We start from the raw sequence: 18,973 nt of genomic DNA, 5'->3' as shown, positions 1-18,973 counted from the left end.
GACAGCAAGCAAATTGATAATCGCCATCTTGATAGGCGGCATGCGTCTAGTTAGGCTGCGTTAAAAAGTGGTTAAAAAAATAGCCCTTTGCTTCTCAATAAAGGGCTAATAAAAGTCTTCCCTCAGGCAACTATGACACTGCCTGTAGGTGGCAGACCGGGTTATTAATTACCATAGTTCCATTTAACAGATACGCCATAGGTGCGCGGCACATTGTATTGTGAAGCAGGACTCTGAAGAAACGACAGTACATTGTAAATCTCTGCTTCTTCGCGTGTCAGGTTTTTACCCCAGGCATAAACCGTCCACTCACCCGAATTCGAACGCCAACCAATGCGTCCACTGAGTTCATTATAATCCTCGCCTAACGATACGTCAGTGTTCGCAGGATTTGAGTACATTTCATCACGATAGAAATACTGAGCGTTAGCGAATATTTCACCGTCGCTCATTGGCGTGGTTACTTCAGCACCAAAGTTGAAATTGACTTTTGGAGCATCAGGCGCTTGATTTCCACCACAATCTAGACCAGATGAATTACAATTATCGTATTCATCGAATGTGGCATCGGCATAACCGTAACTGCCCCAGATGCGCAGCCAATCCGTAGCCAGGAACTCAACATCCACTTCAAAACCTTCACTGGTTAATGCACCCGCATTGGTAACGGTGATAATCGATCTGCCGGGAGCAACCGCTAGTTGAGCAGAAACCTGGTAATCAGTGTGTTCGCTATGAAAAACCGCCGCGTTCATACGCAAACGGCCCTCCAACAAGGTCGTCTTAATGCCTAGCTCGTAAGCATCTACTTCTTCATCGTCGAATTCTAACCCTCTTAAATCTCCAACAAAGTCAGCATTGTAGCCGCCGCTCTTAAACGCCTTAGCGTAACTACCGTAAACCATGATGTCGTCGTTTACAAACCAGTTCAAACTGACTTTAGGAGACCAGTCACTGGCTTCTCTGTCACCTGAAAATGTTTCCCGGGTGTATACACCCGGCGCAGGTGCAATAAATTGACCCGAGCTATCCTCCATCATGTAATCGATGTCTTTTGTTTCTTCGGTATAGCGAACACCTGCTGTCAACTGAAGGGCCTCAGTCAATTGATAGTTAGAGTGAACAAAGGCCGCCCAAGATTGGTTTTCCACTTTAGCTGTATTGCCTGCGGTTAAATGAAAAGGCCCGACGTTAATGTATGCGCTGCCATCACCGTCAATATCTTGATTGAGGTAGTAAAGACCTACCACGTAGTTAAAGTTCTCATCTTCTGGCGACGCCAAACGAATTTCCTGAGTGAAGTGGTCACCATCTGCCGATGTATCCGATTGAGCTATGTCAAACGGTAAAAGATCTGCATCGTTTTGCTCGTAACTCCACTTTTCATAGCGTTTTGCAGTAATGGAGGTTAACTCAAAACCATTATCAAACATGTGAGTAACCCCTACACTTAGACCACCAACACCATCAACATTGAATGCACTAGGGGCATCGAGGTTCACTTCGTAAGCATCTGGAGTGAATGCATCAACTGCAGATCCAAGCTCGTAACCATTATCATTAAATTCAGATTCAAAGTGATCTGCTGTGAAATACACTTCGGTGGAATCACCAAGATTCCATAACAATTGTGCCCGAACCGCTACCTCGTCTCTATCGCTGTACTCGTCTACTGATGCAGTAGGGTTGATGTTGTCAATATAGCCATCGCGATCGAGCTTACTGACCGATACTTTGCCTGTTACGGTGTCAGAAAATGGAACGTTAACTGAGGCCTTGAAATGCGTGAAATCATAGTTACCGACATCAACCGATACTGAGGCCGCAAACTGGTCACCAGGTCTCTTAGTGTTAATATTGATTGCTCCCGCCACTGTGTTTTTGCCAAACAGCGTGCCCTGAGGACCATTAAGAACTTCGATTGAGGCCACATCAAGTGCCGACTGATTAGACGCCGCACTTTTACCTACCCACACACCGTCGACGTAAACACCCACACGCTGATCATAACCTGGATTACGGCCTCGATCGGCGACACCACGGATACCATAGGATTGCAGAACCGGGTTACCACCAACAACGGACAAGCTCGGTGTTGAAAACTGGATATCTTTTATTTCAGTAGCGCCAATTCTTTCCATATCGTCTGCACTAACCGCTGTAATAGCGATAGGCACATCTTGTGAGCTTTGGTCACGTTTTTGCGCGGTCACGATCACTTCTTCCAGCACTAGCTCGTTACCGAGCGTATTGACCGAAAGTCCTGAGGACACGGCAATCAGTGCGGTGATGTGTGCTGCCAAATATGTTTTTCGCATAGCTTTATTCCCCCCATTTTCTTTTGAAAAAGAACATGTATACTGTAGTACTCTTAGAGCGAGTATCCTGTGCGAAAAATTGATTTTTTTGTGCAAAAAATCAAAGATTTAGCGAGCGAGCCTGCTAGTAATGCGACTGTTTGCCTGACAACAAATACGTAATTCTGAGATAGACACAGTGCATGAAATTTCGGCAACAGCCAGAGAAATTCTCCAGGTATATTCGGCCAACTGTGCAGGGAACACAGGGCTAATAGATGCAGGAGCTGCCTCAAGCGGCGAATATCTCAACTACTTCAGGGGCAGGACTCAGATATGGTCTCTAGCTCCGGACTGTCCTGTAGCGCTTCGGGATATCGAAGTGCTGGAAGACTTTTCAGCTTGTATGGCCGTGAAAAACATCTTTAGTATCGAAATTATTCTTCAGGGAAATAGCGAAGTGCACCTGGGGAATCACTGCCTGCACAACGATGGCATGCCTCGAATTTACCTGACCAGCCACGGCCCTTCCAGCATTAAAAAACGCGTTCACAGAGTGGGCGACAAGTACCGAAGCATAGGAATTTGGTTGTCGCCACGCTTTTTTCTGGAAACTTTTGGTGTCGATGTCGATAATTTACCCGAAGATATCCGGTCAGTATTGATTAACCCGGATAGTGGCGTTCTTACACTGCCCCTCACAGCCACCATTAAGCAAACAGCGGACGATATCTTCAAAATGCCCTACGAGGGTATCCGTGCTGAGCAATACTTGAAGGCGAAGTTTACCGAATTACTCTGCCTCATCGCAGAATTAGCTTCCACCTCTGCGACTAAAACTGCTGGGGATATAGCACTACCCAGGCACAAGTCCAGGACCTTAAAAAGACTCATGGAAGCCTTGGAGCAAAGCCATTTTCTATCACTTTCTCTGGGTGAAATAGCCGAAGAGCTTGGCCTATGTCAGAGCACTTTATCCGGTATCTTTAAAGAAAGTTACGGGTTGAAACTATCAGAGTATTTTTTGCAACGTAGAATGGAGCTAGCGAGGAAGCTGTTGAGGGAACGCAAACTGTCTGTTCTCGAAGTCGCGCTAGAGGTGGGCTACAACAATCAGTCCAGTTTTGGCCGGGCCTACCGTCAGTACTACAATTGCACGCCTAACCAAGATAGGCATTCAACAGACTAATTAGAATTATTCGTACCGATAACCTGCATCAGCAGCCCTGTGAAAACAAATTAAAACCCAAGCAAGGTACTGATTTTAATGTGCCCAGTTACCAATCGCCTTGAAAGTCTTCTTAAGTCAACCACGATAAGTTTCTAGCATTGCAGGCCCCCACTCGTTGAGGGTATAGCGCGCTACTTCTCTCAGGTCTTTCTCCGCATCCTTGGTGAGCCGATAATTTTTCATTGATGGGGCGGTTATTTCGGTTTAGCCTCATCAAAAATATCGTCAACAGGCTTCTCTGAAAAATCACCCTGTTTTGCCGCTACCAACCGGGGTTTCAGGAAGCCCTCCAGTTCCGCAAGTGCCGCCTGCTCATCTGAGTCAGGTAGCGTTTTGGACAACACATAGTCTTTAATCGACTGCCCACTCAATGCTGCAGAAGCCTTTAATCGCTGATGCTGTTCTGGAGAGATTTCTATCGATAAACGCATGGCTCACCTTGGGCGCTACAAATTTCATTCCCGATAGAAAATTAACAACATTTTGTCAATTTACTACAGATGTTTTGTTGGTGAACACCCCTGAGTAAATAACAAAATTAACCGGAAATGGCCCAAAGATGGCCCAGAGTTAACGTAACTTATTGATTTAAATGGCGGAGCGGACGGGACTCGAACCCGCGACCCCCGGCGTGACAGGCCGGTATTCTAACCAACTGAACTACCGCTCCAGGTAGACGCTGCTTGACGCAACGGTTGTCTCTTCGGATCCAATTTCCGAAGGAAATTGGTGGGTGGTGACGGGATCGAACCGCCGACCCTCTGCTTGTAAGGCAGATGCTCTCCCAGCTGAGCTAACCACCCCTAGCCGAGAAGGCGCATTATAGAGAGTTACATTTTAGTGTCAACGCACAATCTCAGTTTTTTTTAAGTTTTTTACACCCGACTCAAACAGCCCAAAAATCCCCTGGCGACTTCACTGTATCGCGACGACTGAATCCAAGTTTCCGTCTGGTGTATATCGTATCTCCGATCGCTAATGGGTACACTTAGCGAATGATAATCGAGTCGAGATCAAACCCTATGCAAATCTATAAAGACTTCCACTTTGAAGCAGCGCACCGGCTTCCAAACGTGCCAAAAGGTCACAAGTGCGCGCGTCTGCATGGTCATTCCTTTCAGCTGAGAATCACGGTAGCGGGAGACGCCCCACCCCCGATGAATTGGATCATGGACTTTGGCGATCTCAAAAAAGTTGTAAACCCCATCATTGACCAACTTGACCACTACTACCTAAACGACATTCCCGGGTTAGAAAACCCCACCAGCGAGCGGCTCTGTGAATGGCTGTGGGAAAAACTCTCTCCGAGCTTGCCTCAACTGTATTCAATCGAGCTTAAAGAGACATGTACATCCGGCTGCCTTTACACGGGCCCGAACGCAGCCGACTAGCGGCTTAACCGCGTGGTTTAACCTGTCAGCTTCGCGCAAACTGCGTGCTGCCACCGTGTAACCGTCTCTTTTATGCAATCCCACTGATCGCGTCGCGCTAGGATTTCCTAGCGTTACCGAGGGTTACCAAAAGTAGCAAGTCAAGTTTTTTATACACAATTTCTCGACGGGGTCACAAAAACGTCATGTTAGCGAACAAACCCAACCAAACACTCTAGGTAATTTATATAAGTTATTGTTTTTAATGTAATTTTAGGTATTGATTAAAAAATAAGCAATTTAAGTAGGATCTTAAGATTACTGAGCTGGAGGCCCGATTAAACAAATTACCCACCAACTTATCCACAGATTCTGTGGAAAAAAAAGATGGGAATTAAACGCAGAACAGCCTTGACACAGGGCGAAAAATTAATCCTTTTGCATCCTACGTTTTCGTCTACGGCTAACGCTGCAATTCACATTAAGCCCCTAGCGGTCGAACCCGAAAGGTCTTAAAAAATAATGTAGCACTCCCATCAGTTCTTCAAACTTCTGGGCATGAGGCCAATGCCCGGTTCCCTTCAAGGTCACAACACGACTGTTTGAGAATAGCGATTTAATTGCGGCTCGTCCCTCTCTATCAATGTAGTTGGAGAGCTCTCCAGCGATAAACAGACTGGGTGTTTCGCTGACGTCGCCGGCTGCGGGCGCTGCCAATAATTCACCGTACTTGTTTCGTAAGGCTTGCCAATCGAACTTCCACCCAAAGCGACCATCGACGCCCTTGTGCAGCTGAGTCGTTAAAAAATCGATGGTCATCTTGTCCGTCAGTACTTTGGCCATGCAATCACGCACCGCCTGTCGTGACAGTAATGCCGACTCGGCTACCTGTTCTATAGCGCCAAACACGGCTTGATGTGAGGGAGCATAAGCCACCGGGGCAATATCTAGCACGACCAATGCCCTACTTCGCAATCCCGATAAAACGGCGCTCATAGCCACCTTCCCGCCCAGGGAATGCCCGATGATGACAGGCTCAGAAATTAAATGATCGTGCAGAAAAGCCTTCACAGACCGGGCCATGGCTTCAACAGAATCTGCATTGACCCCCTTGGACTTCCCGTGCAACGGCAGGTCAACGCTGTAAACGGTGTACGATTGCGCCAGATCCTTTGCCACTGCCCGCATATTTGACCCGCTGGCGAACAATCCGTGCAGTATGACTAAAGGCGGTCCCGAACCACGAACATCAGCTGACAGACAATTTTGGGAAGAAGATTCAACAGCCATAGTTTTTTTTGCTAAAGTCTCAGTTTTTACAAACCAAGAAGTCTACTATGAATTTGACGACAACGTTACGCTGCCTCAAAACGCTTACACTAGGGGTGTTCACGATCTGGCTTATCGCCTGTAGCTCAGGGCCCAGCTACAACCCTACCACCTTCAACGCCCAGTATGATAAAGCCGTCGTAGATGCCGCCGAGGTTAGGAACGTGATTATCACGCACGTTAATATTAGTGGCCCATCACGCTCCTACCTGGAGCGGCACGAAGCCCGCATCGACGCTAAACTCTCACAGCGTTTAAAAGAAGCCGGGTATAAAGTCCTTCCGCAACGTTTGTTCACCCAAGAATGGAATACCGCGATTCGGGCGTTCGGCGACCCGTTTGACCCAACCACCGGACGGGTCAATATGAAGACCTTTGTTCTGATTATGAACTCGATCAAGGATCAGCTCGTAAGCAAATCCAGCGTGGATGCCTTTATATTCACTGATTTAATCGAGCATCAAACAGCGTTCAACAACGGTATGAACCATGAGGCGCGCTGGGATGGCGTGAGCCGTAAGCCGAGTTTGCAAGGACCGGGCACCAGTATTCCCGCCGGCTTTGATTGGAACCAACTCGCGTCGGTTGTCAGTTTGCAAATCGTAATGTTCGATCGCAACCTAGAACGCATTTTCTTAGGCAGAGGTGGCATCGACGCAATTGATGCTATCGATGCTCGCTCAGGAACGCGCTTTGAGCGTCGTCGCAATCTCTTGGAGAGCGATAAGTACATTACCGAAGGCATAGACCTTGCCCTACATCCTTGGGTGCCAATGCAAAACTGGCCTGGCTCGCAGCCTTAAAACCCCAGAACCGAAAAGCCGCGTTCGTAGCACCACATCGCAGCAACACCTCCCATCGTGTATATCGCGATGGGCTCCAAGCGAGTCCGCCATGCCGTCAAGTATCGGCGCACCAAAAAGCCTGTTGCCAGCACAAGCAGAATAAACGCAATTTGGCCAAGCTCGATTCCGATGTTGAAGGACAGCAAGGCCACAGGGACTTGTCCTTGGGGCAGGCCGACTTCACCCAGCGCGCCGGCAAATCCCATGCCGTGTAGCAAACCAAAACCCAGCGCAACAGCCCAAGGAAAACGAGCGAACCAACCAGCCTTGGCTGCATTAACCTCGAGCGCCAGTACAAATATACTGAGCGCGATCAAAAACTCGACCAAGGCAACGGGGTAATCGAATACACCTAGCGTCACCATCGCCAAGGTGACGCTGTGCCCTACGGTAAAGGACGTTACGGTGACCAGCAAAGATCGAAACCCAACAACAAGCAGCACTAGGCCGAGCACAAAAAGCAAGTGGTCAGGTCCCGCCCAGATGTGCTCCGCACCCATAACGGTGTAGCTACCGAACACACCACCCGCTGTGGGCGCTGATGGAACAGTGACAGTGTCAACCTCGGTGTTCAGCACCTGTTGCCAGCTTCTGCCGTCTAGATAGGAGTAAATCAAGATCGCACTTGCCTGATTTTGCGCCAGACCATCCACACCGACGAATGCACCGATAAGCCCTTGATCTAGCGAGGAACAATCCAGCGACCAACGTTTCACCACACCGGTGCCTTCTATTTGCGGCTCGCTTTCCTGCTTAATATCGCATCCTTCGGGCAACGCAGGTCTTAAAGGGATATTCGACGTCGTTTGGAGTGGGGTCTTCCACAAGACTTCATATTGTGCGCTTTCGCCCTCGTAAATCTGCAAAGATGAGGGGGCGAAACGATGCGCATGCGCCACATTTGGCACCAGAACCAGAGCGAAAATTGCCAATAGCATTCTCATAGTATGATCTCATAATCTTGTCGCAACACAGCTTTGGCGTCGCTGAGTGCCATGTCACGACGTTCACGCTGAAGCGTTGCCACGATATCTTTCTGCGCCTCGTCTAACGACAAGGTCCTCCCTGTCTCTACTTCTTGCAACCAAACCAAATGCCAACCAAAGGTTGATGCGATTGGCGATTGCCATTCACCAACCCGAGGGGGCAACGCAAGAAAATTACTGACGAATCCTGCGCCAAACTGACGCGCCAACTGCTCAGCGGTTTGGCGGGTAAAATGATAACCTGGCAAAAACGGTGCGCCGTAGTTCAAGGCCTGATCAAAATCCTGGATTTCCGTACCCAACTTCGCTGCGAGCTGACGCATGTCAGCTTCACGTTCGCGCGGAAAAAAGACGTGGCTAAATGTATAGCGTTCCGGCGCCCAAAATTGCGCCTGATTGTTGCTGTAATAATCGCGAATATCCTGGTCACTCAGGCTTTTTGGCGGACTGTGCAAAAGCAACCATTCCTCTGCCAGCTGAATCAATCTGCGCTTGACCACCTCGTCGCCTAAGTGCATGCGCATGGCGAGGGCGGACTGAATCTTTTCGGCGTCACTCTGTTCCGCATACAGCCCCAAAAACTCGACGTTCCGCAATAGGCGCTGCGCTATCACAGGGTCGATCACGTGTAATTCCAGCTCGAGCGCCTTCGCAAACAGTATGTCCCGATCAAGCTCAGCCACCAGCAAGCCTCTGAGCTCAGAGTCAGTCATTTTCCGCCCCATCAAGGCCTGCCACTCATCGACTAACGCTTGAACACGAGTCTCAGCTAAAGGTCCGATGGTGGGTTTTGGTTCGGGAAACACGACTTGGCTTGCCGCATAAAAAATCGCCCCTAGGACCAAAAACCCTAACGCCCTGGACTGCAATAATTTTTGTATCACGCGTACGATTCCCCACCCGATTTATTCGACTGGGAAGCTTACGAGTTCACTTACACCAGCGCAACTCTTACTCGCAGATGTAGTCGTTCAGACTCGGGGTTAACGGGAAGGTGCCAAAACCATCGATTGCGACAGCGCTGTCTGACACATGCACTCGAGCGTCGCCGACCACATCGTTATCGAACAAATACCGTGTCGGCTGCAGGACTTGAGACATGGCGTCATCGTATGCCTGTGCCTTCGCCTGCACCTGCTCGCGACGAGCTTGGTAATCGAGCCAGGCGTCTTTTGTGACCTGAGCACGCATGAACTTATTGGCGTACTCGGGGCTAAGCACTAAGGCTGAAGCGTTATTGCCGCCGAACCCTTTTGAGTTTAGCACCGCAAAGTCCAGTGCACTTGAGTCGATGGATTTGTGTTTTAACACAAACTCGAGGCCTGCGGTTTCCACGTCATCTGCGACCGTTTTTGTGTGTTTAATACCCGGAATGACACCGTGTTGCCAAACGCCCAGGGTCGCCACCAACTGATCAGCCGATGCCGCGCCCAAAGAGTGTCCTAGGTAGGTTTTGATGGCTGCCACGGGCCATCTCTGGACACCAAAAGCCTTGGCCACGCGACTCAGTATCATCCCCTCAGTAACACGATTCTGCGGTGTACTCGTGCCATGGGCTTGCACCAGGCCGCGGTACCGCACGGATTCGTCTCCCAGCAAACCTTTGGCACTGGCCAACATCTTTGCAACAGTCAGATAGTTACCCGCCCCCGGACCCGAGATACTCTTTTTGAATCCATCGGCACACACCTCGACTAAGGGCGCAGCGCCAAAAATTTGCGCACCGGAACGCAAGGCCAGTTCGTCCGACATCAACATAATGACTTGTGCTGATTCGCCGATAGTAAAACCACAATTGTCGCCAAAGGGCCGGCAGATGGAGCGCAAGTCTAGCTGATCGACAGCAATGCCATCGATTGCGGCCATAGCGTCTGCGGTCGCAAGGGCCCCCATCGCGGCGTAACCATCCATGACTTCGGGAACAACCGGTGCATCGGCACCACCGACGAAAGCAATCTGAGCACGCCCCGACTGGATATCCTCGATACCCGTGCGCAAATTGTACAAAAATGAGGCACAAGCGCCGAGGGTTGCACCTGTCCGCCCCATATGTCCCAGCACATACGCGTTAATAAAGTCAGCGGGCATCTCAGCCAATGACAAGGGGCAATGTTTTGACGTCACACGAGCACCGCGCGCGCGGGCGGACAACAAGCCACCACCGCCATCATAGTCAAGCTGACCCATGGCGCTACCGACATACACACTGACTTGGTCAGCTCCAACTAAACGCTGCAAAGTAGGCCAATCTAAACCCGAGTAAGCCAGCGCATCGGAGGCAGCGAAGAGTGACATTTGTAAGCCCTTGGGATGACTTCTCGATGCGTACAAACTTGATGGATCGAAACCGTCGGGCAACATACCAGCGGTCTTGACTGGGAATTCCCGTGTCGCTGGTACCAGCAAGCTTTGCTCCCCGACCAGCGCTATTTGAACTTTATCGTCGACTTCTGCCACCACCTGCCACTGAGCGGGAAGAGGGTTGGGCAGCCGTTTTGCGTGGATCCAGAAGCTCGACGCACCCGCTTGAGCATCAATGCGAACCGGCGCATTCCATGATACCGAGGCAGGGTCAAAATACTCTCGAGTAATACCGCGTATCATCGTACCTGCGTCAATGGCACCTTCGTCGGGTGTACTCATCCCCATTAAAGTCGCCATCGCTTGAAGGTTTTTGTCACGATCGGCGGCGCTAAGTTCAGAGCGAACCATACTCATATAAGATTGAAAGCCCGAGCTTCGCCCAGCCGCACTAATACCACCAAAACCCACAATCACGGGTAGCGCTCGTCTCGCCATGGAATAACACCTTAACGCAAAAGATAGCGCATTCTAAGGCTTGTTCATCGTCATGATTTATGCGAAGTTAGCCAAAATTTTATCAAAAAATGCCATGATAACCGTGTCAGCCCTGCTCACGCCGCAAAGCCTCGCGTCAAGTTTCACACTACCGCTCGAAATATGGATGGCGGCAGGACAAGTACAACAGGGCTTGACTCGATCATCAGAACTGCAGGTCCGAACCTGCACCGTGGGCTTTGATATACAACCCATCACCCTCAGTGGTGGCATCACCATCACCCCCGATTACTGCCTCGAGACAGCACCGAAATCCGACATTTGGATCCTACCCGCCCAGTGGCGCAACCCTCTGAAGCTTAAACAGTACAGTCAGCGACTTGCTCCGCTAATACGGCGAGCCCTAACCGACCAGTCCGTAGTTTGCAGTGTTGGCACGGCCAGTTTCTTGCTCGCTGATATGGGTTTATTGAATGCGCGACCGGCAACAACCCATTGGGCATACTTAGATTTATTCCAAGCAAACTACCCCAAAGTCCATCTAAAACGCGGCCACCTAATTACTCAAAGCCAAAATTTGTTCTGCGTCGGCAGCGTCAACTCAATCGCCGACCTTATGGTGCACCTCATAGAGCAAAAATTGGGCATTCGAGTTGCTCAGGCGGTGGAACAACAGTTTTCCCCCGAAATTCGACGTAAATTCGAAGCTGCGGCGTATCAAGATCAAAGCGGAACAGCACATCACGACGAATTAATTTTAGAAGCCCAAATCTGGCTCGATGCGCGATCACACCAAGATATCACGGTAAACCAGCTGGCCGCCGACCTGCGGATTAGCGTTCGCAATTTAAACCGTCGATTTAAACTCGCGACCGGAACAACCCCAGCGGGATATCACAAACGGCGGCGCTTGGAAGAAGCGAAAAGTTTGCTGAAAAATTCCAATGCCCCGCTCGGTGATTTATCCTGGCGCTTGGGGTTCAGTGACCCCGCTCAATTCAGCCGCTGGTTTAAAGGCATGTGTCATCTTACGCCCTCTCGCTACCGTCAGGCATCGCGAGGAAAGCTGTTCACGCATACGCTGTAAAATTCAGTGATAACATTGAGTCACTTGCCGGTCTGTGGCTAAATGGCGGGCTCTTGTGATTACATCTAGACAGGCATCTATTATGACTCGAGAAACTATTGTCATCGTTGACGGCGCACGCACGCCTATGGGCGGCTTGAGCGGCGCCTTATCGGCTGTTACAGCCCCAGAACTTGCAAGCACTGCGATACGCAAAGTATTAGACCGCAGCGGTATTGACCCGAGTCTTATTGAAGAAGTTTTCATGGGCTGCGTTTTACCTGCGGGGCTAAAGCAAGGTCCCGCTCGGCAAGCCGCACGTGGTGCCGGTATCCCCGACTCAGCGGGTGCCGTGACTTTGAACAAACTGTGCGGCTCTGGCATGCAAGCGACAATTTTTGCGGTTGATTCTATCGCCTCCGGCACTAATTCGATTGCCATGGCCGGTGGCATGGAAAGCATGACAAACGCGCCCTATGTCATGCCGGGCGCTCGCTCTGGCCTGCGCATGGGCCACAAACAAATTTTTGATCACATGTTCCTCGATGGCCTGGAAGACGCCTACGAAGGCCGAGCCATGGGGACCTTTGCCCAAGCCACGGCCGATGCCTACGGCATCACCCGAGAAGAAATGGATGCCTTCGCAATCGAGTCACTAACGCGCGCAAAAAACGCAATTGACAACGGTTCACTGGTTGACGAAATGGCGCCTGTCACCGTATCCAGTCGCGCAGGCGATGTGCTTGTCAGCGATGACGAACAGCCCCACAAAGCCAAAGTCGATAAAATTCCAAGCCTGCGCCCAGCGTTTGCGAAAGATGGCACAATCACGGCCGCCAACTCGAGTTCGATTTCAGATGGCGCATCCGCCTTACTGCTGATGACCGAATCAAAGGCGCAAGAACTTGGCTTGAAGCCATTGGCGCGAGTCGTTGGACACGCTCGTCACTCGCAACACCCATCGGAATTTACCCTCGCGCCGATAGGCGCTCTCAGCAAATTGTTTACCAAGATCAATTGGCGTCCAGAGGATGTCGATTTGTTTGAAATCAATGAGGCTTTCGCCATGGTCACTATGCTTGCGATGCGTGAAATGGAACTACCCCACGACAAAGTGAACGTCTATGGCGGTGCATGCGCACAAGGACACCCCATCGGCTCTACCGGATCACGCATTATCGTGACTCTCATGCACGCACTGAAAAATCAAGGCAAGCAACGCGGAGTCGCAGCACTGTGTATTGGTGGTGGTGAAGCAACAGCATTTGCAATCGAAATGATTGCGTAATCGGAGACTGACGTGCCCACAAGCAGCATACCGGAAATCATCGAAGATATCCGCCAAGGTAAGATGGTCATCCTAATGGATGATGAAGATCGCGAGAATGAGGGTGATTTAATCATCGCCGCGGAAGCGGTGACGCCCGAAATTATCAATTTTTTCGCGTCTGAGGCCTGTGGGTTGATTTGTATGCCCATGACAGCCGAGCGTGCCGCGCGCTTGAACATTCCCCTGATGGTGAAAAACAATCGTTCACAGCACGAAACGAATTTCACGGTTTCAATTGATGCCGCGGAGAGACTTGGCCCCGGAATCTCTGCTGTACAGCGAGCTCATACGATCAAGGTCGCAAGCTCAAGCGATGTCAAGGCATCTGACTTGGTGCAACCCGGACACATCTTTCCGCTCATTGCCAAACCAGGCGGTGTTTTACGACGCGCCGGACATACCGAGGCTGGAGTCGATCTAGCAAGAATGGCCGGCTTTGAACCCGCGGCAGTTATCGTTGAAATTATGAACGAGGACGGCACCATGGCACGACGTCCTCAACTCGAGGAATACGCAGAGAAATGGGGCCTAAAGATGGGCACCATCGCCGATTTAATAGAGTACCGCGCCCTGCACGAACACTCGATAGAGTTGTCAGCTCAGCGTGACATCGAAACTGAATTTGGCGCCTTTACGCTCTTTGTGTTTAGAGACACCATTGATAACGTGCTGCACTACGCTTTGCGTAAGGGATCTATCACCCAGGAACCAACGCTGGTGCGTGTTCAAGCCATTAACACCTTGCGCGACCTCATCGGCACACAATTACCCGATCATGCCAAAGGCTGGTCCTATCGCAAGTGTTTGCAGAGAATTGCCGATGAAGGCTCAGGCGTTTTGGTGTTACTGGACGAACAGGCTTCTCCGGAGCGCGTCATTGAAGACATCATTTTGTACCCAGACGCCCGACCAGCGGCATCCTACGACGAGAGCGGACGCCAAAACTATCGTCTAATTGGTACGGGTGGGCAGATCTTGAAGCACTTGGGGGTGACCCGAATGCGCGCGATGTCCGCCCCGGTTCACTACAACGCGCTGTCAGGATTCAACCTTGAGGTGGTGGAATTCGTCGAGGCCAATCAATAAGTATGGCTGCGTTCGAGCATGATTTACTCGAGCAACTCAGCGAGAAGTATAGGCCGCTCAACGCCGCATTTGTCTCGGTCTTGGGCGGCATAGAGATTTTTTACTCCCCCCAGCATTGGTTTAGCTACACCCTCCTCGCTTTGGGTTTTGGTTTTGTCCTGATAGGACTCCTTAAGGTCTCAGCAAAAATACGCGTAAGTCTGATGAGCGTACTCTTCGCTCACACCTTGGGCGTGGCTCTAATCTGCCAATTGAACGCCGTGGTGCTCAGTATTCTAGTGCTGATTATACTCACCCAAGTACTCAGCTTGTTGGGCCCCAAGCAGGGCCTGCCATTGTTACCTGTTAGCGCACTGCTGTCGATCGCGTCAGTCTATGGTTTGCATTGGATGGGGTTAGCGCCGAATTTAGATACCCTAGCGATAGTCGATACGTCACATTTCTCGATGACCAACCAATGGATCAGCTCAGTATGTGCGTTTGTTTATGTTGCGGTAATTGCGGTCGCGCACGAATCAGTTATCCGCGAGCATTTCATTCGGCAAATACGTGCGCTGTCGAAGAGCGCGGAAACGCGACAAACCCGCTTAAGTACGCTCGAAAAAGATCACTACGAATTATTCAGAAAAATGCCATCTATGACCGTGATGTGCGATCAAGACAAGAACATAGTCGTTGCCAGCGATTCGTTTTTACGTGCCACTGGATACGTGCTGGAAGATCTGCTTCAAAAAAAGCTCAGCCAGCTGTTTGCCGCCCAAGATCAAGTGCGCGAAAGCACATGCGCAGAGACTTTGCAACGCACCGGCCGCACCAGCTGCCAAACGAGACTGTTAACCGCAAACGGGGGAGCTTTACACGTTCACTGTGCCGTGAATCTCAGCACGCTGCAATCGACCCAAAGCACAGCGTACCTCTTGGTGATCTCGTAATCGCCTAGCGATCGTGTAGGGTGACAAGATCGCTGAATAGCGCTCGATCGGTGACGCATTGGTTAACGGGCTCCTCTTGCTTAGGATAACCAAACGACAGGCCAAACATCAGCTTGCGGTCGTCTGGTATACCAAGCGTCTCTTTTATCGTACCCGCGTGAAAACCCAGAGCCGTTTGCGGACAGCTCCCTAAACCCTCGTTGACCAACCCCAACATGACGGTCTGGGCAAACATACCCAAATCACAGGCCTCGCGCAGCCCAAATTCTGCAGGCAAGTAAAAAAAAGCAACGTGCGGTGCATCAAAAAATGTGAAGTTACGCATGAAGGCTTCATGCCGTTTTACCTTATCTTCTCGGGCAATATTCAACGAATCATAAAGCGCTTGAGCAGCAGCGTATTGCCGCACCTTAAACTCGCCCTCATAAACGCCATCGTAGGGATAATCCAGATGCAGCTGCCCGGCCATGAACTTTTCAGGAAGCATACTTCGCAACAACTCAATCTTCGCGCCCGAGGCAATATGCACATACCAGGGTTGCGTGTTGCAGTTACTGGGTGCTTTTAGGCCTAAACTGAAGACACGCTCGATAATCTCTGCGGCGACCGGCTGAGTCTCGAAGGCACGTGTCGATCGGCGATTGGCAACTACATCGGTGAATTCCATGGTAAATCCTTGCTCATTTTTGACGGACAGTCTGCCCGCTTATTACGAACTTGTCACCCGTGTTTTATGTCTTGAAGGTAGCGGAAATTAGCTTTCTGGCGACAATCGCTTTACACTTTGCTAATTAACGATTGGTCTTCGACTCACCCTTCTAATGAATTTAAGCCGCGCTATTATAAGACCCATCCTGCTTGCTTGTATCGGCGTAGCAATCAGCGCCGCCACGCTCTTCAAACTGTATTTCGACCGCACGTTAATTTCTTCAACAAGTAACGAGCTCAGATATCAAGAATTAATTCTTCAGAGCATTAAATCTGAGGCAATGCTGGCGGCGATACCACGTTCACCAGACGCCTATCAAGACCATATCAACGCGCTACAAACTAAAATTCAGCTTCTGGTCAATACGGCAGATTTCTGCTGTATCCCCGAAGCTGTGCAAGTTCAAGATTCTCTCAGTCGTCTAATACCTGTCCAGGTGAGCGATGTAGTGCAGAGCAATCAACTCACATCGCTCGTTGACGAAGTCAGTCGTGATGCCGACGCCTTGATCCAGAGTGTGGTAATTAAAAAAGCGGCCATTGACCAGCAACTGCAACGCAAAGACCTCAGAGTTCAACAAGGCCTTATTCTCGCTGCCACGGTTACTGTGATTTCAGTTTTAGTCGCGTGGTGGTGGATACGGCGCTTGTTATTAACCAATCGCAATCGACTAAACCATCAAATCCAGACGCTCAGTAGCACACAGAGGCCGACGACAAAGTCAGCATCACCGCTAGCCTTTGAGTTCGAGGAAACACTTAATCTTGTCAGCAATGTACTCCTACAAGAAAATCACGCTCTGCACCAACAGTTCGACAACGCCAGAGCCCAAGAGTTGGCGACTCGTTCGTCCCTTGAGACGAGTATTGACGAAGCCATCAGATTAATTGACACATTGAATGCGCCGATTTTTGCAGTGTCCAGAGAGGGCAGCATTACGCTCTGGAATAAAACGATTGAAGCCGCAACGGGACTCGGGGCCGATACAGTCTTTGGCCAGAATTTTCTGGATGTCCTAGGACAGGTTTCAGACACTCAGCAGATCCGATACGCTTTTGAGGCAGCTCAGTCCGGGCGAAAATCGCGGGGCATAGAGCTCAACATTGCGCAACGACGCTCTGTACCTCTAGCGACCATTTTCAGCGTCGCACCAATGGCGGGAACATCACCGACCCAACGAGGGGTGATTTTCTTTGGGCAGGACATCACCGCTCTAAAACAAGCCAACACCGAAATTTCTGCGTCGGCGACTCAGCTGCAACTCTCACTGGATCGACTAGACGTCGTCTTACACTCGGCCAACGCGATCGTGTGGGATTGGAATCTAAGTTCGCAGGACCTAGAGTTTATTGGTCAAAGCCGAGACACCTTGGCACTCGATTTTGCTAACCAGCCGATGTCGACACTTGCGGACTTAAAAAGTCTGATACACGCCGAGGAACTCGATGCATTTGAACGCGCTATCGCGCGACACATCAGCAAAGACAAGCCGCTTGAAATGCACTGTCGATTGCGACAAAAGGATGGAGGGTATCGTTGGTTTTTGTTGAATGGCCAGCTCCTAACGAGCGGCCAATCTGGCAATCAGCATATTGTGGGTTCCCTGCTAGACATGAATGATCGCATCGAGCAGGAACACCAAATCTGGCGCATGGCACACCTCGATGCGCTCACCCAGCTGCCCAACCGCTCTTTGTTTAATCAACGATTTGAAGAAAAACTCAATGGTAAAAATAAACGCCCTGAGCCATTCTCGGTGGCGATTCTTGATATCAATGATTTTAAACAGATCAATGATGCACGCGGGCATGTCGCAGGTGATCGCTTATTGACCGAATTTGCCGAGTTACTGCAGGCACATATAACCGGAGACGACAGCCTAGTCGCTCGATTAGGTGGCGATGAATTTGCCATGTTAGTAAGCCCAGCGCTTTCCGATGAGGACTTCCAAATACTCTCCGACAAACTGATCAATGATGCGAGACAAATCGTTTACACAGACAGTGGCGATCGCGGCGTTCAATTCAGCCTCGGTATGGCGAGATATCCTGAGCATGGTATTTCGATGGAGGATTTACTTCGCGCCGCGGACACCGCAATGTACCGCGCTAAGCGCGACAAAATTACAGGTAGCCGCTACCAATTATTTCATGCGGGTATGGACGAGATCCGAATTCAGCGAGCTCAACTCAGGGACCTGGTCGCTCAAGCGCTGGAGAATGACGAGTTTCGGCTCATGTACCAACCCATCGTTGCTTTGGGGTCAGGCGACGTTGTCAGCGCCGAAGCTCTGCTTCGCTGGCCGTCCGGCCCGGGTGTCGCTATTCCCGACATCATCAGCGTCGCGGAAGATTCAGGTTTGATCCTGAAACTCAGCGAAATTATTTTTGATCAGGCTTTTTCACTCCTGGCGCGTCTACAAGACCTTGGGCTCAAACAAACCGTTGCTGTAAATCTATCGGGCGTACAGTTCCGCTATCAGGATATCGCTGCGATCCTGACCAACTACGCCAGAGCACACGGGGCGGATACCCACCGCTTAATCATCGAAATTACGGAATCGATTTTCTTAGATAATATTGAAAAAACTCAAAAAACCATTCGGGAGCTATCACAACACGGCGTTCGCGTTGCAATTGACGACTTCGGCACGGGGTATTCCAGTCTGGCCTACCTACAAAAATTGACGGTCGATTGGATTAAGGTCGACCAATCGTTCATTACCAACATCAATGAATCCAACCCGAACTACCAAATCGTGAACGCCATTGTACAAATGGGACAAGCTTTGAATATGGGATTAGTGGCTGAGGGGGTAGAAAATCTCGCGGAGCTCGAGCAACTTGCAGAGATGGGTTGTGAGCGCGTTCAAGGTTACTATTTCTCTAAACCCTTAAGCGACAGCGATTTTATTGCGTTTGCATCAACGCCAAATCATCCGTGGCAAAGCATCGTACCCGAGCCCAAGTTACTATCCGAGCAGGCGAACTGAG

Annotated in this window: 15 protein-coding genes and 2 tRNA genes; 8 read left to right on the top strand and 9 right to left on the bottom strand. The window is 50.3% G+C overall.

Features of this window, described 5'->3' with window-relative positions; translation table 11 throughout:
* Window positions 1-164 precede the first annotated feature (164 nt).
* Window positions 165-2,318 carry a TonB-dependent receptor gene (locus EYZ66_RS05275; protein ID WP_009574540.1) on the bottom strand — a complete coding sequence of 718 codons (2,154 nt, stop codon included), beginning with the start codon at window positions 2,316-2,318 and terminating at the stop codon, window positions 165-167.
* Between the two features lie 361 nt (window positions 2,319-2,679).
* Between EYZ66_RS05275 and EYZ66_RS05270 the strand changes: the two genes are divergently transcribed.
* Window positions 2,680-3,486, top strand: a complete 807-nt coding sequence (locus tag EYZ66_RS05270) for a helix-turn-helix transcriptional regulator (protein ID WP_139042516.1) — start codon at window positions 2,680-2,682, stop codon at window positions 3,484-3,486.
* 236 nt (window positions 3,487-3,722) lie between these two features.
* On the opposite strand, the gene EYZ66_RS05265 is transcribed toward EYZ66_RS05270, so the two are convergent.
* The 3 genes from EYZ66_RS05265 to EYZ66_RS05255 form a co-directional block, all read right to left on the bottom strand.
* Window positions 3,723-3,959, bottom strand: a complete 237-nt coding sequence (locus tag EYZ66_RS05265; protein ID WP_009574538.1) for a type II toxin -antitoxin system TacA 1-like antitoxin — start codon at window positions 3,957-3,959, stop codon at window positions 3,723-3,725.
* A 162-nt stretch (window positions 3,960-4,121) separates the two neighbouring features.
* Window positions 4,122-4,198, bottom strand: a tRNA-Asp gene (locus EYZ66_RS05260).
* Between the two features lie 57 nt (window positions 4,199-4,255).
* Window positions 4,256-4,331 (bottom strand) — tRNA-Val (locus EYZ66_RS05255).
* A 219-nt stretch (window positions 4,332-4,550) separates the two neighbouring features.
* Between EYZ66_RS05255 and queD the strand changes: the two genes are divergently transcribed.
* Complete coding sequence (gene queD, locus EYZ66_RS05250) at window positions 4,551-4,919, top strand: 6-carboxytetrahydropterin synthase QueD (RefSeq protein ID WP_009574537.1); 369 nt, start codon at window positions 4,551-4,553, stop codon at window positions 4,917-4,919.
* Between the two features lie 468 nt (window positions 4,920-5,387).
* On the opposite strand, the gene EYZ66_RS05245 is transcribed toward queD, so the two are convergent.
* Window positions 5,388-6,188: an alpha/beta fold hydrolase gene (locus tag EYZ66_RS05245; protein ID WP_009574536.1), complete on the bottom strand. Its 801-nt coding sequence runs from the start codon at window positions 6,186-6,188 to the stop codon at window positions 5,388-5,390.
* A 47-nt stretch (window positions 6,189-6,235) separates the two neighbouring features.
* Between EYZ66_RS05245 and EYZ66_RS05240 the strand changes: the two genes are divergently transcribed.
* A complete protein-coding gene (locus tag EYZ66_RS05240; RefSeq protein ID WP_009574535.1) occupies window positions 6,236-7,030 on the top strand; it encodes a hypothetical protein in 795 nt (264 codons plus the stop codon).
* Here the strand turns inward: EYZ66_RS05240 and EYZ66_RS05235 are convergent.
* The 3 genes from EYZ66_RS05235 to EYZ66_RS05225 all read right to left on the bottom strand — a co-directional run bounded on the left by EYZ66_RS05235 (window position 7,027) and on the right by EYZ66_RS05225 (window position 10,857).
* Window positions 7,027-8,016: a HupE/UreJ family protein gene (locus tag EYZ66_RS05235; protein WP_040815785.1), complete on the bottom strand. Its 990-nt coding sequence runs from the start codon at window positions 8,014-8,016 to the stop codon at window positions 7,027-7,029. The genes EYZ66_RS05240 and EYZ66_RS05235 overlap by 4 nt on opposite strands.
* Entirely contained in the window at window positions 8,013-8,942 is a 930-nt protein-coding gene (locus EYZ66_RS05230) for a peptidyl-prolyl cis-trans isomerase (protein ID WP_009574533.1), read from the bottom strand. Before EYZ66_RS05230 ends, EYZ66_RS05235 begins: the two co-directional genes overlap by 4 nt.
* 67 nt (window positions 8,943-9,009) lie before the next feature.
* Entirely contained in the window at window positions 9,010-10,857 is a 1,848-nt protein-coding gene (locus EYZ66_RS05225; protein ID WP_009574532.1) for a beta-ketoacyl synthase, read from the bottom strand.
* A 94-nt stretch (window positions 10,858-10,951) separates the two neighbouring features.
* Here EYZ66_RS05225 and EYZ66_RS05220 point away from each other — a divergent pair, with 94 nt between their 5' ends.
* The 4 genes from EYZ66_RS05220 to EYZ66_RS05205 all read left to right on the top strand — a co-directional run bounded on the left by EYZ66_RS05220 (window position 10,952) and on the right by EYZ66_RS05205 (window position 15,271).
* Window positions 10,952-11,944, top strand: a complete 993-nt coding sequence (locus EYZ66_RS05220; protein WP_040815823.1) for a GlxA family transcriptional regulator — start codon at window positions 10,952-10,954, stop codon at window positions 11,942-11,944.
* 82 nt (window positions 11,945-12,026) lie between these two features.
* Window positions 12,027-13,211: an acetyl-CoA C-acyltransferase gene (locus tag EYZ66_RS05215; protein ID WP_009574530.1), complete on the top strand. Its 1,185-nt coding sequence runs from the start codon at window positions 12,027-12,029 to the stop codon at window positions 13,209-13,211.
* 12 nt (window positions 13,212-13,223) lie between these two features.
* Window positions 13,224-14,339 carry a 3,4-dihydroxy-2-butanone-4-phosphate synthase gene (gene ribB, locus EYZ66_RS05210; protein ID WP_009574529.1) on the top strand — a complete coding sequence of 372 codons (1,116 nt, stop codon included), beginning with the start codon at window positions 13,224-13,226 and terminating at the stop codon, window positions 14,337-14,339.
* A gap of 2 nt (window positions 14,340-14,341) precedes the next feature.
* A complete protein-coding gene (locus tag EYZ66_RS05205; protein ID WP_009574528.1) occupies window positions 14,342-15,271 on the top strand; it encodes a PAS domain-containing protein in 930 nt (309 codons plus the stop codon).
* A gap of 4 nt (window positions 15,272-15,275) precedes the next feature.
* Here the strand turns inward: EYZ66_RS05205 and EYZ66_RS05200 are convergent, their stop codons facing one another.
* Window positions 15,276-15,938, bottom strand: a complete 663-nt coding sequence (locus tag EYZ66_RS05200) for a nitroreductase (RefSeq protein ID WP_009574527.1) — start codon at window positions 15,936-15,938, stop codon at window positions 15,276-15,278.
* A 154-nt stretch (window positions 15,939-16,092) separates the two neighbouring features.
* Here EYZ66_RS05200 and EYZ66_RS05195 point away from each other — a divergent pair, with 154 nt between their 5' ends.
* The gene (locus EYZ66_RS05195; RefSeq protein WP_050793345.1) at window positions 16,093-18,972 is read left to right on the top strand and encodes an EAL domain-containing protein; all 2,880 of its coding nucleotides are present in this window, start codon (window positions 16,093-16,095) and stop codon (window positions 18,970-18,972) included.
* Window position 18,973 lies beyond the last annotated feature (1 nt).

It is taken from the genome of Aequoribacter fuscus (assembly GCF_009910365.1).
GTDB classification, from domain to species: Bacteria; Pseudomonadota; Gammaproteobacteria; order Pseudomonadales; family Halieaceae; genus Aequoribacter; species Aequoribacter fuscus.
Note: the sequence above shows the minus strand (reverse complement) of the source record. Positions and strands in the feature narration are given on the sequence as shown.

What these genes read in the sequence shown, in the direction of transcription:
- EYZ66_RS05265 (WP_009574538.1), bottom strand. Translation starts at nt 3,959, where the DNA reads ATGCGTTTATCGATAGAAATCTCTCCAGAACAGCATCAGCGATTAAAG.
- EYZ66_RS05200 (WP_009574527.1), bottom strand. Translation starts at nt 15,938, where the DNA reads ATGGAATTCACCGATGTAGTTGCCAATCGCCGATCGACACGTGCCTTC.
- EYZ66_RS05205 (WP_009574528.1), top strand. Translation starts at nt 14,342, where the DNA reads ATGGCTGCGTTCGAGCATGATTTACTCGAGCAACTCAGCGAGAAGTAT.
- EYZ66_RS05275 (WP_009574540.1), bottom strand. Translation starts at nt 2,318, where the DNA reads ATGCGAAAAACATATTTGGCAGCACACATCACCGCACTGATTGCCGTG.
- EYZ66_RS05245 (WP_009574536.1), bottom strand. Translation starts at nt 6,188, where the DNA reads ATGGCTGTTGAATCTTCTTCCCAAAATTGTCTGTCAGCTGATGTTCGT.
- queD (WP_009574537.1), top strand. Translation starts at nt 4,551, where the DNA reads ATGCAAATCTATAAAGACTTCCACTTTGAAGCAGCGCACCGGCTTCCA.
- EYZ66_RS05235 (WP_040815785.1), bottom strand. Translation starts at nt 8,016, where the DNA reads ATGAGAATGCTATTGGCAATTTTCGCTCTGGTTCTGGTGCCAAATGTG.
- EYZ66_RS05225 (WP_009574532.1), bottom strand. Translation starts at nt 10,857, where the DNA reads ATGGCGAGACGAGCGCTACCCGTGATTGTGGGTTTTGGTGGTATTAGT.
- EYZ66_RS05215 (WP_009574530.1), top strand. Translation starts at nt 12,027, where the DNA reads ATGACTCGAGAAACTATTGTCATCGTTGACGGCGCACGCACGCCTATG.
- EYZ66_RS05220 (WP_040815823.1), top strand. Translation starts at nt 10,952, where the DNA reads ATGATAACCGTGTCAGCCCTGCTCACGCCGCAAAGCCTCGCGTCAAGT.
- EYZ66_RS05240 (WP_009574535.1), top strand. Translation starts at nt 6,236, where the DNA reads ATGAATTTGACGACAACGTTACGCTGCCTCAAAACGCTTACACTAGGG.
- EYZ66_RS05195 (WP_050793345.1), top strand. Translation starts at nt 16,093, where the DNA reads ATGAATTTAAGCCGCGCTATTATAAGACCCATCCTGCTTGCTTGTATC.